Below are 12,586 nucleotides of genomic sequence, written 5' to 3'. Positions count from 1 at the left end.
CGGTGTCGGACGCCGTGTTGTTTTTCGGGACTCTCCATCATTTCATCGCCCTCATCTATGAGCACGATCCAGGAACTGGTACAACAACATTCGGCAACCCTGCACGAGGCCGTCAAGGCGAATACCGACCGTACCTTCTATGCACACTGGCCCGAAGCCCCGAGCGGAAAGATCTACGGTGAAACGGCGAATGCCGATGGCGAGGCCGCGTTCAAACAGCAACTGAACGCACCGTTCGGCCGACTCGTGCAGACGGGTCCGTCCGTAGGTGATGAAGTCTCTCCCTACGGATTCCCGCTGGGCATCACGTATCCGACGCCGGACGTTCCCACGCTTCTCGCACGCGCCGAGGCCGCACAGGCCCAGTGGCAGGATCTGTCACCCGAAGAGCGCGCGGCAGTCCTCATCGAAGCGCTCGAGCGGGGAAGCCGGAGTTTCTTCGAGATCGGTTATGCGACCATGCACACGACGGGACAGGGTTTCGTGATGGCGTTCCAGGCTTCCGGACCCCATGCCTTCGACCGCGCACTGGAAGCGGTCGCCATGGGCTATGCCGCACAGGCCAGTATGCCGGATCACGTGATGTGGACGAAGCCGATGGGCAAGATCAATGTCTCGATCGACAAGACCTACCGGAACGTTCCCAAAGGGCTCAACCTCGTCATCGGGTGCTCGACGTTCCCGGTATGGAATACCGTCCCGGGTATGTTCGCAGGCCTCGTCACGGGCAATGCCGTCATCGTCAAGCCCCATCCGGGTGCCATCTATCCCATCGCCATCGTCGTAGCGGCTGTACAGCAGACGCTCAAGGACGCAGGGCTCGATGCGGACCTCGTACAACTGGCTGCCGATACCACGGCCGCCCCGATCACAAAGGAATTACTGCAGGCGGCCCGTATCATCGACTATACCGGCGGTTCGGCCTTCGGCGATGTCGTGGAAACGGCTGCCGCGAACAACCGGGCCGTGATGTACAGTGAAAAGGCCGGACTGAACAGCGTCATCCTCGACAGCACGAACGATCTCGATGCGGCGCTCGACAACCTTGCCTTCGCACTCAGTCTTTACAGCGGACAGATGTGCACGGCACCGCAGAATATCTATATCGCGAAGGACGGCATGATCGTCAATGGCGAGCGCATCAGCGTGGATGCCGTTGCGGCGAAGTTGCGCGAGAAGATCGATGCCCTCGTGAACAATCCGAAGATGGGCCCGTCGACACTCGGTGCCATCCAGAATCCGATGACGCTCGAACGTATCGCCAAGGTCAAGGAACTCGGTGGCGTTATCCTTTGTGACAGCGTTCCCGTCGCTCAGCCGGGCTTCGATCAGGCCCGCAGCGTATCGCCCCTCCTTGTCCGCACGCAGGCGAACGGTCCCTTGGCCGAACATCTGCATACGGAGTGGTTCGGCCCCATCGCCTTCCTGATCGAAACGGAAGACTGGCAGCAGGCGCTCGATATGGTCATCGCAGGCATCCATGAGACCGGAGCGTTGACTACGCTGGTCCACACGACGGATGAAGAGAAGATGCAGCAGGCGGAAGACAGTATCGTCGATGCCGGTGCTCCCGTTGCCTTCAACTTCACCTCCTTCGTCTGGGTCAACCAGAGCGCGGCCTTCAGCGATTTCCATGGCACGGGTGCGAATCCGGCGGGCACGGCGGCGTTCGCGGACTGGTCCTTCGTCACCGGGCGATACAATGTGATAGGAGTAAGGAAGCAGGCCTGAGACCTGGTCGCCTGGGTGCCCGAACGATCGTAGTGTAAAAGAGCAGTGCCTGATATCCATTCGAGGATATCAGGCACTTGTCGTTCAGGGCTGGATCGAAGCTCGTCAGGCGAGCGCCTGTTTGAGATCTTCCAGAAGGTCGTGGGCATCTTCGATACCGACGCTGAGGCGAATCAGACCAGGAGTGATGCCAAGTTTCTCGCGTTGTGCCACGGGGACGCTGCCGTGCGTCATCGACACCGGGTGGCATACGAGCGATTCCACGCCGCCGAGGGATTCGGCCAGGGTGAAGAGACGAAGGGCCTTGGTCACGGCCACGGCCTTCTCGAGCGATCCCAGTTCGATGCTGATCATTCCGCCGAAGCCGCTCATCTGGGCCTTGGCGAGCTCGTGCTGCGGGTGGGAAGGAAGCCCCGGGTAGTGAATGGCCTTGACGGCAGGATGATGTTCGAGATACTCGGCTACGCGCTGTGCGTTGCGGGCATGCTGTTCCATGCGGATGGCGAGCGTCTTTACCGAACGGAGGCAGAGCCAGCATTCCATCGGTCCCGGAACGGCGCCTACGGCATTCTGCAGGAACTTGAGCTGCTCGGCGATGGCGGAGTCGTTCGTGGCGACGATGCCATGGACGAGATCGCTATGTCCGCCGAGATATTTCGTCGCCGAATGCACGACGACGTCGGCACCCAGGGTGAGGGGGCGCTGGAAGTACGGGCTGGCGAAGGTGTTGTCCACGACCATCATCGCTCCGCACTTCTTCGCGATGGCGCTCACGCCACGAAGGTCCGTGATCGTCATCATCGGATTCGTCGGCGTCTCGGTATAGATCATCTTCGTGTTCGGGCGTATGGCCGCTTCGATATTCGCCAGCGTGCGCATGTCGACGTACGTGAAGGTGATGCCGAAGCGTTCCAGGATCCTGCTCGCGAGTCGATACGTTCCGCCGTACATGTCTTCGGCCATGATGACGTGGTCGCCGCTGCTGAGCATGCGCATCACCGTATCCACGGCGGCGGTGCCGCTACCGAAGGCGAAGGCGGCGATACCATCCTCCAGTGCTGCAAGGCATGTTTCCCAGCGGCTGCGGGTCAGGTTATGCGTCCGTGCGTATTCGTATCCCTTGTGGCGTCCGATCTCTTCCTGTGCATAGGTCGAGGTCTGATACAGGGGAACGGTGACTGCTCCGGTGAGTTCATCGGGTTCCTGGCCGATGTGGATTGCCTTGGTGCTGAAGTTCATGCCCGGGTTTCAGGAGGATGCAACAAAAAAAGCCGGTCGATTGACCGGCTTCAAATTTACCATTTCAGGTTGAAGGTCTCGCTCAGCGCGAGAGATAGAACTTCTCCGCACGGCGGAAGTCGCTGCCCTGCATGATGCAGATATAGACGCCTTCGGGGAGATCGGAGATAGGCTGCGAATAATCGTGCTGGCCGCGCGATGCGGCGCCACGGTAGACGTCCTGCACCTTCTTGCCGAGCATGTTGTAGATGCCGACTTCGATCTGGTTTTCGTCCGTCGCCAGTTCCACACGCGTCGAGAAGACATCGGCGGTGGCACGCGCGAAGACGATCCTGCTCTCCTTGCGGCTGGAATCCGCACCGATCGTCAGGCGAGCCGTGGATGGTGCCGTCGTGGCAGGGCGGGCCGGAGCCGTGACGCTCTTCTGCTGGATACCGTTGTCCAGGGCCATCAGCGTGGCATCCAGAGCACCGTAGAGCGGTGTACCGAGCGTCAGCAGATCCAGGACCTTGCGATCCTTCGCCTGCATGCGTTTCTCCATGGACGTCGGCACACCCTTCTTCGCCGATCGATCGGCGCGCAGGGTTGCGGGCGCACACAACACGACGACGGCGGCCATTGCTGCCAGGGATGTCGTGAAGCGTATGGTATGGAGGAAACGTGTCATCATGCTCAGTGTAAAGCTAGTCCAACAAGTGCGAATCTACGGAAGGACGAGACAATATCAATGCCAAAAAAATGGGCAGCCGTTTGGCTGCCCATGAGACACGTCGATGGAAGGTCGGGTTACACGGACATCAGTCCGCGATGACGACCTGCCTGGTTGCGCTGAACGGACCGGAATGCATCCGCAGGTAGTAGACTCCGTTGCCGAGGCCGGTTGTCGGGAACTGCAGCGTGTATTCACCCTTTTCGATGATCGTGCTGACGAACGTCTTCACGACCTGGCCCTGGATATTGACGAGATCGATCGACGTTGCCGTCGTCAGGCCGACGCCGATGTCGATGGTGACCTGGCCGCTGGACGACGGATTGGGCGTTGGATTCGCCATTGCGAACTGCGTCTTGGAGATGTCCACGACGCGGCGGGAGAGTGCGCAGTTGAAGATACCGGTGCTGTCACCCGACGTCGTCGGAATGAGGCAGACGCGCGGCAGTTCCACCGTGAGGTCCTGCTTCGAGGTGAACTCGTTCGCCAGCAGCAGGGTGCTCGTGAAGGTGAAGATCGATCCATTGGCCGTGATCGGGGATGCACCCGTGAGGGTGAACTGCATCTGCGACTGCGTGGCGTTGATGGCCGTGATGACCGGACCGCTGACTGTCCAGCCACTGTAGCCGCCAACGGCTTGTACCGAACCCGGGTCGAACGACAGCGCCCGTGTGTCGTAGATCACGTTCGCGACGAAGGACGACAGGGAGGCGGCACCCCAGTTGCTGGACGAAGCGCTGACGGTGAAGGTGACCTTCTTGCCGGGTTCGCGCGTCTGGGTGCCCGTCATGTCGTTGGAGAGATCGACATTGACAGGGATGACGTAGCCTACGCCACGGATCGACGAGTAGACATCGGGCTTCAGTTCCGTCGTTTCACCTTCGATATAGTTCTCGATGTGATAACGGAATTGATAGGTACGGTTGGCCCACGGAGCGGCATTGGGTTCCGTCGGATTGAACCGTACGGCGACCCTGTAGACGGCACCTGCAGGAATCGTGAACGGGGTCGATACGGTCTGTCCGTTCGGAGCGAAGATGCCCGTGATCGTGAAGTTGGCCGCATCGGCACCGACCGGTGTGATGGCGCGGATTTCGAGCGGACGCAGACCGCCACCCGTGTTCGCGATGGTGAACTCGAGTTCTGGCGTATCGCAGCCGGTCAGATTGTCGCCGAAGTCGATGTCCGTGACGGCGATGTCGGGACCCGTGCAGGGGCCGGCCATGATGCTGTCCATGGCAACGGGCAACTGGACATTGACGAGGCCGGTATCGACACCGTTACCGACGACAGCGTCGTTCTCGATTTCCACGACGACCTTGTAGGATCCCGTGCCGCCTACCGGACGCGTGAAGCGTACGTCGAACGACTGCGAGCCACCGTTACCTGCGATGAAGATCGGCGTGCCCGGCGTCGGCGGTGTCACCCACTGCCAAGCCGGATTCGTACCTGCCGCGAAGGCGAGGCGCGAAATCGTGAGCGGCATGGTACCGTTGTTCGTGATCACGATCTGCTGGACGATGCCTTGTCCTTCGGGGGATTCCTGACAGGACATGGAAGCACCGCTCGTGCGGATCGTCGGCAGGATACCTTCACCGTCGAGGCGATCGGGCGTAGCCTGATCCTGCGGTGCGGTAGACGTGAACACGGGCTTGATGTCGGCCCGGAACGTCGTCTGCGCATCAGGACGGAAGAAGATTTCGGCATAGGCAGTATCGTTCGTGCTCGAGCCGTCGCCGGTCAGGGCCATCGAAGGAATGGGGTTACCATTGACGTCGACGAGGCGGCCGACCTTGAAGACGAAATTGCCGTCGTTGCTGCCTGCGGGATAATACTTGCTGCCATCGGTGAACGTGACGTCCGTGACGGTCAGGGTCTGGTTACCCGAATTCCATACGCGTGCCAGGTAGCGGTGAGCCGTGTTGACCCGGCGCTTGCGCCAGTCGTAGCCACGGATAGCCGGACCAGGTGTCTGCGTACGGCCGATCCAGTTCGAGATGCTGTCACCGGTGGCGGCGTTCGAGTTGATGATGACGTCGATGTTGTCGCTGCCTACCGTACCGCGCTTGTAGCAGACGTTCGTGAACATCTGCGAGGACTTGGGCGCGATCGTATGGGGCAGGGGAGGATTGAGCGGCGTCGACGTCGTGAAGTTGCTTCCTACGTTGCTGAAGCCGGTGATGACGAGCGGTTCCGTTCCGAGGTTCTTGATCTCGAGGCCACCGGACTTGCAGAACTCTTCGTCGAGGGAGCGGACACCGGCGTCGAAGTCCTCGACGGCGATGACGGGCTGGACGCCCATACCGCGGGCACCGATCTTGAACTCGGAGCACTGCGTCTTCACCAGAACGGTATCGATGTCCCAATCGGCATTGGGCTCATCGTACTTCGTCGTTTCCGTGTTGGCCGTATAGGTCACCGTAAGCGTGTGTTCCTCTCCGGCCTGGAGAACGACGGGAGCACCCGTGATGGCACCGGCCGTGATCACGAAGTCCGTGGCCGACTTCAGGATGGCACTGGTCAGCGTAACCGGACCGCTGCTGGTGTTCTTGATCACGATGTTCTGTTGCTGCGAGGTACCGACGCGGATACGACCCATATCGACGGGATTGGGCGTGATCGAAATCTTGTCCGCATAGTAGTAGACGGTGTCGTAGGACAGGTTGTCGGCATAGTCCCGGAAGTAGAGATATGCGACGGCATCCTTGCTCTTGTCGATGACTTCCAGGCGAAAGCGGAAGCGCTTGTAGGAAGGGGAGCGCGGGAACTGCGTATCCGTTTCGAGAACGATACGATAGTTCGTGCTGACGGCTGCAGGATCGGGGTTGAAGTCGATTTCGGAAATACCGGTTTCGACCTGGTCCGAGTCATGCGACGGCGTGCGGGGCGGATCGGGGATGTTGCGGAGTTCCGTGACTTCGTAGCTGTAATCGCCGCAGACCGACGTTCGTGTGAACTGGGGCGGCAGTGTATCCAGGATACTCGTCGGGCGGAATCCCGTTGCGGCCGGCCAGCCGTATGCATCGGCATCGCCGTAGCCGTAGATGTAGCCACCGAACTTCACCTTGCCGTTCGACGTGATCCTGTGCGCCGTTGCTTCGGTCTTGAACCGGATACGGGCGAAGAAGAGGTCGGTACCGGGCAGACGGCTCAGCAACAGCAGCGGTGCCACTGCCTGGGGATGTTCGAAGACGGGAATACCGTCGATCTCCAATGTCTTCAGATCCGGATAGTTGGGATCGGTCGTGTCGGCCTGAACGACCAGGTTCAGCAGGTTGTCCAGGAAGTCGGGATTCGTCGGCGTCTGGAAGATCGTGTTCGGGATGAACTGTTCCGTCGGGACGACGTTGATCATGAACGGGTCGAGGATTCTGTACTCGTCCCAGAGCCACGAGCAGGAATACTGCATGACGAAGATCGGCTTGTCTGCTGTCCATACGGAAATGCCGTTAGGCAGGACGGTCGGCGCAGATGCCTGGTAGATGTCCGTGAAATCGCTGGCCTGGGCGAGTACCGCGCCGCCTCCACCGAGCTTGGCGAAGGAGGTGTTGTCGAAGTACTCCCACTTCACCTGCGTGTTAGGCTGCGAGGCGAATACGCGGAAGAAATCGCCCTTCCCCTTGCCGTTACTGGTACGCGAATAGCCTATCGTGACGTATTTCTTCCCCCATGTCGAGACGGGGGGAGTCATCTCCATCAGACAGTTCCGGCCATCGTAGAGCTGGCCGTTGACGTTGGTGACGCTATTCGGCATCGTCGTTCGTTCATGGAACGAGATCATACCGATGGGTTTGTTCGAGCGGACCCGGGAGCCCGAGAGGTCGAAGGTGTTTCTCGTCAACCCGTCGCCCTGGACCATGTAGACTGCGCCTTCGTCGAGCGTGACACGAACGGGGACGCCGGTGTTGATCTGCCGTCCACCCTTCGTTCGCCCCGCACCGGCACCCGACCCACGGAGGTCGATATCGATCTCCGTACCGTTTTCACGGGAAATCACGATGAAGCCACCGCCCCAGTTCCTGATTTCACTGAAGTCGTAGTAGGTGGTGGCGATGTAGTCCGTACCCCACACGGATGTGGGAAGTGCGAGATAGCCGTCCGATGTGAATTGCTTCGACGACAGGACGTAGACGGAGATCGGTTGCGTTCCCGTGATCCGGATGGCCTTGGTAACGGGAACTTCGGGATCGCGGACTTCCCAACCCCAGTTCGTACTGCCATTCTTGTCGCTCAACGTACGGATGCCGTTGGCCTGGATGGTCCTGCGGTAACGCGTTCCGTCCCCGGGAGAATACACTTCGATCTCGGTGTCGTATGCGGAAGCGACATAGATTTCGAGGTACTTCGTCGGATACGCTTGAATTTCGTTAGGCGGAATCGCAATCCAGAACTCCTTCCCTTGCGCACCGTTCACACTCAGCATTTCCGCAGTCGTCGGGATTTTCTTCTGCGCGCTGACGGGAAGCGTGGCCAGTAACGATACCAGGCACACCAGGAGGGAGAAAATTCGTACAGGTCTAACCATAAAGGCCTCCAAGTCTAGAAACGTCCGCATGTGACACCATTAACAACCCGATTCGGGGTGATACGTTACCTGGCGAATCCGAGTATCCCTCCGCATATTTAAGAAAAAGTAACGCAATATCTTACCGTACATCCATGGAGTGGATACGGGTCGATTTCACGCTACGATCCGGACTGCGGGTCGGGGGGCAGGGAACATGGTCCGCTTACCTCGTACGGTGTTCCACGATCGACATTTCATCCGGGAAAATGTGACATTCTTCAACCTCGGAGCGCAGGAGAATGCTTGATGTCATTCTCTCTGTCCGCCACGATATGTGGATACGCCGGATTCATTCCAACCGTCGCGATGCGGAATGCACGTTCAAGGCATGTTCCCGAGAGCACCGGCTGACCCGACCGTGTCGGTTGCCTGACAGTCCCGGCATGTTCGGGCGGATGGCATTATCGAGCGATGACGAGTCTTCCCGAAAGGACCGCCGACGTACTCCCGACACGAACGGTATAACTGCCCGATGCAAAGGCTGAAAGATCCAACTCGATGGTCGTCGTTCCTGCAGGCAGTGCGAACGTACCCACACGCATTCCCTTACCGTCGATGATTTCGATAGGTTCCGCCGTCGGGAATGCCGTCTGAGTCGTCACCGTGACACGGTCCATCGACGGAGTAGGATGAAGCATCAGTCGCGTAGCCGGTTCACGGTCGTCATGGACGGACAGAACGGAATCGCGGACGACGCTCCACACGGCCAGACTGTCTCCTCGTACGGCATTGGAACGTACCGTGATATCGATGGAATGCATATCGGTATCGGTACCCTGGTAGCATATCTCGCCGATGAGGACATGAGCGCCCGGCAGTATGCGGACCGGCAACGTGAACTGATCTCCGGGCTTGTACGAGAAGCCGCCGGATACACCGTTGATAGAATGGACGACGAGTGTGTCGGTACCGGTATTCACGATGCGGCCACCATTCGCCATACATACCTCGTTCGGGGCATCGGACGTACGGACGAGACGTACTTCGTCGACCGCGATCTCGGGTTCGCCAGCCGTCGCCATGAGGACGTGAGGAATGCGATAGCAGCCGACCGTAACGGTCATGGTGTCGATGCTGATGCCCGGTCCGTCCTCCGTCTTCGGTGCGAAGGCGATGGTGCAGACGATACTGTCGTTCGCCGCAATGGTGATGGGCAGCATCGGTGCCCTCAGGGAGAACGGGCTGCCCTTTCTGAGCGACGTGGACGTGAAGGCGAGAGGCTGTGGGCTGCCGTTACGGATCGTGATCGTCGATGTCCGCACGCTGCCCGGCCTCGTGATGCCGAACGGCGTGGTGCGCTGCGTCAGGGGAAGCCCCTTCCATACGAGCGTATCGCGGACCTGGTTTCCGGCGAAATCCCGCACGACGACGATGCCCGCCGCCGTCTGCGCCGGGTCGACGACACGTACGGTGAAGGAACGTTCCTTCAGCGCCGAATCACGGGAGAACTGGCCGGAGCCGACGTTGAGGAGGGCGAGATTGGTGCCGCCGTTATCGTCCCACATGACGCTGGCGATACCCGACTCCACTTGGTCCGTCGCCTTCGGTCGAGGGGCACGAGGGCTGGGGTGATCGCGCAGTTCCGTTGCCGTGAAGTCCCACGAGGCGCAGCCCGGCGTCTTGACGAGAACGGGCGGCATCGTGTCGATGCCGATGAGGGAGTAAGGGCGACCGCCGATGGGCCACCCATAGGCGTCGGACTCGCCATGTCCGTAGATGTGTCCGCCAAGCGCCACCTTGCCATTGCTGGCAAGACGATATGACCTGCCGATACTGTCCAGGTTGACCGCTACCGTATAGTACCGCGTACCCGGCACCTTGCCGTCGAGTAGGCCAGGGGCCTGGACCCCGGTATGCTTATGGAGAGGAACGCCGTCAAGCGTAATGGACTTCAGGTCTTCGACGGCGATACTATCCGTTCCGAGCGGGCCGACGACGATATTGACGAAGTGTCTGGTGAAGTCGAGAATGGGCGCCGTCTGGAACATGGCCAGCGGGGCATGCTTCGACGGAGAGATGAGAACGATCGAAAATGGATCGAGATAACGGGATAGATCCCAGCGCCATGAGCACGAATGCAGCAAGACGAGGATCGGTTTGTCCGAGGTCCACACCACCTGACCGGAGGGTAGATCCCTCGGGTCCGCGACCTGTTCCACATCGATGAAGCCACCCGCTCTGTCGATGGTTCGCGTATAGGTGCCACGTTGTCGTTTGGTGACGGGATCGTAGTAACGGCATACGACGTTCGTATTCGCTTCGGAAGCGACGACACGATAGAAGTCGCCCGAACCATAGAGCGTGCTGGAGCTATCGCGGTCTTCGAAGGGGATACGCAATAAGCTTTGAGTCACGTAGATCGTGTCCCAGTCGGACAACGGAGGAAGCATCTCCGAGAGATGGTTCCGTCCATCGTACCAGTAGCCGTCGACGTAACGTACGCTGTTCGGCATCGTGGTACGTTCGTGGAACCCGATGACGCCGATGGCCTTCGTACTTCTGATCAACGAGCCGGTGAGATCGAACTCACCTCGTGTGGAGGCATCCCCTTTGACCGCGTATACATCGCCTGCATTCAGCGTTACGGTGTATGATTCACCGGTATTAATATGGCGTCCACCCGCAGTTCTCATGGTGTCGGAGCCGGTTCCACGCAACATGATCGTGACGCGTGTGTCGTCTTCGCCGGCGAGGACCATGAAGCCTCCCGCCCATCTCCTGATCTCGTTGAAATCGTAGTAGGACGCGGCAATGTATTCGTTGTCCCAAGAGACCGTCGGAATCGCCGTAAAGCCATCCGATGTGAACTGCTTCGACGATAGAACCGACACGGTGACAGGTTTCTCCGAGGTGATATGGATGCCCTTGTTCTCGACGATCTCCATTCCTCGTATTTCCCAGCTCCAAGAAACCGGGCTGTTCTTGTCGTCGAGCGTCAACGTGGTTCCTGCCTTGATCTGCCGCCTGATCGGTTCCGCCATTCCGGGACCGATCAGACTGATTTCCGTATCGAATGCCGAAGAAATGAAGATCGCGAGGGTCTTGGCGGGATACTCCTCGATTTCATTGGGTGGAATCGCTATGCGGAAATCGGTTCCGACGGAACCGGTGTTGGCATCCTGTGCGTTAATCGAACAGGTGAGAGCGAAGAGAGCCACACAAAAGTGGAGGACGTGCTTCATGATCCTTCGATGGACAGGTTGGAGTAGTTCCGGCGGATCGTGCTGCCTGGGCAATGGTCCACCGGGCTCACGCTCATGATTCGAGCGGGGAAAGTACCACGGCGTGACACACGCCTCCCGAAAGGCCATAAAGTTACGGCAAGCTTCGTAACTTTGCAGTTCTACCTAGTCACCGTCGATATCACGCACGAGGCATCATGGACGTCTCTGTCAAGCAGTCGTTGGAATTCAATACAACCACGTTCCCGAATGTGCGCCGTGCACCGGAGGAATTCGCACCGATCTCGAACGAGATCCGTCGCGATATCATCCGCATGCTGGTACGCGCAGGATCGGGACATAGCGGCGGTCCGCTGGGATCGGCCGACATCTTCGCCATGCTGTACTTCGGGGGCTACATGCGCTACAAGCCCGAAGACATGCAGTGGAGTGGTCGCGACCGTTTCGTGCTGAGTGCCGGTCACATGGCTCCCGTCATGTATGCCGCACTGGCCAATGCCGGCTGCTTCCCGAAGGACGAGCAGGCGACGCTGCGGAAGTTCGGTACGCGCCTCCAGGGGCACCCCGGACGCGACATGCACCTTCCCGGTGTCGAGACGTCGAGCGGTTCGCTCGGTCAGGGGATTTCCATCGCCGTCGGTATGGCCATGAGCGACAAGCTCGTGGACAAGAACGACCGCCGCGTGTTCTCCCTTACCGGTGACGGCGAGTTGCAGGAAGGTTCCGTATGGGAAGCCGCCATGTCCGCCTCGCACTTCAAGCTCGACAACTTCTGCTGGATCATCGACAACAATGACTGCCAGATCGATGGCCGCGTCCCGGACGTCATGAACGTCTATCCCATCGTCGACAAGTGCCGTGCCTTCGGCTTCGATACCGTCGTCGTCGACGGTCATAACCACGCCGACCTCATGCGCGGTTTCGACGTCTTCCTGGAGAACCAGAGCAAGGGCACGGGCCTTCCCACGGCAATCATCGCACGTACCTACATGGGCCACGGCGTCTCCTTCATGAACGACAAGTTCGAATGGCACGGCAAGCCGCCGTCCAAGGAACAGGCTGCAACCGCATTGGAAGAACTGGCCACGATGCCGTAATTCCGGTTCCCGTCCGGATTCACCGTTTACCGTCCTTCGTCCATCGCTCATTCTAACATCG

Annotated in this window: 6 protein-coding genes; 2 read left to right on the top strand and 4 right to left on the bottom strand. The window is 59.4% G+C overall.

The features are described from left to right. Positions 1-57: 57 nt before the first annotated feature. The gene (locus tag BGO89_06605; protein OJX57637.1) at positions 58-1,731 is read left to right on the top strand and encodes a phenylacetic acid degradation protein PaaN; all 1,674 of its coding nucleotides are present in this window, start codon (positions 58-60) and stop codon (positions 1,729-1,731) included. Between the two features lie 105 nt (positions 1,732-1,836). Here the strand turns inward: BGO89_06605 and BGO89_06600 are convergent, their stop codons facing one another. The 4 genes from BGO89_06600 to BGO89_06585 all read right to left on the bottom strand — a co-directional run bounded on the left by BGO89_06600 (position 1,837) and on the right by BGO89_06585 (position 11,404). Beyond that, complete coding sequence (locus tag BGO89_06600; GenBank protein OJX57636.1) at positions 1,837-2,970, bottom strand: cystathionine gamma-synthase; 1,134 nt, start codon at positions 2,968-2,970, stop codon at positions 1,837-1,839. A gap of 82 nt (positions 2,971-3,052) precedes the next feature. Continuing rightward, positions 3,053-3,640 carry a hypothetical protein gene (locus tag BGO89_06595; protein ID OJX57635.1) on the bottom strand — a complete coding sequence of 196 codons (588 nt, stop codon included), beginning with the start codon at positions 3,638-3,640 and terminating at the stop codon, positions 3,053-3,055. Positions 3,641-3,767: 127 nt separating this feature from the next. After that, positions 3,768-8,171 (bottom strand): hypothetical protein, encoded by a 4,404-nt coding sequence (locus BGO89_06590; protein ID OJX57634.1) that lies wholly within the window; start codon positions 8,169-8,171, stop codon positions 3,768-3,770. Between the two features lie 476 nt (positions 8,172-8,647). After that, the gene (locus BGO89_06585) at positions 8,648-11,404 is read right to left on the bottom strand and encodes a hypothetical protein (GenBank protein OJX57633.1); all 2,757 of its coding nucleotides are present in this window, start codon (positions 11,402-11,404) and stop codon (positions 8,648-8,650) included. Positions 11,405-11,742: 338 nt separating this feature from the next. On the opposite strand from BGO89_06585, the gene BGO89_06580 reads away from it, so the two are divergent. Further along, on the top strand, positions 11,743-12,525 hold the full coding sequence (locus BGO89_06580) for a hypothetical protein (protein OJX57856.1): 783 nt from the start codon (positions 11,743-11,745) through the stop codon (positions 12,523-12,525). Positions 12,526-12,586 lie beyond the last annotated feature (61 nt).

The sequence above is a fragment of the Candidatus Kapaibacterium thiocyanatum genome (assembly GCA_001899175.1).
Classification (GTDB): Bacteria; Bacteroidota; Ignavibacteria; order Kapaibacteriales; family Kapaibacteriaceae; genus Kapaibacterium; species Kapaibacterium thiocyanatum.
The sequence above is the reverse complement of the archived record's forward strand: the minus strand, read 5'-3'. Positions and strand labels throughout refer to the sequence as shown.

Excerpts from the sequence above, each read along its gene's own strand:
- BGO89_06595 (OJX57635.1), bottom strand. The coding sequence starts at position 3,640 with ATGATGACACGTTTCCTCCATACCATACGCTTCACGACATCCCTGGCA.
- BGO89_06605 (OJX57637.1), top strand. The coding sequence starts at position 58 with ATGAGCACGATCCAGGAACTGGTACAACAACATTCGGCAACCCTGCAC.
- BGO89_06600 (OJX57636.1), bottom strand. The coding sequence starts at position 2,970 with ATGAACTTCAGCACCAAGGCAATCCACATCGGCCAGGAACCCGATGAA.
- BGO89_06580 (OJX57856.1), top strand. The coding sequence starts at position 11,743 with ATGCTGGTACGCGCAGGATCGGGACATAGCGGCGGTCCGCTGGGATCG.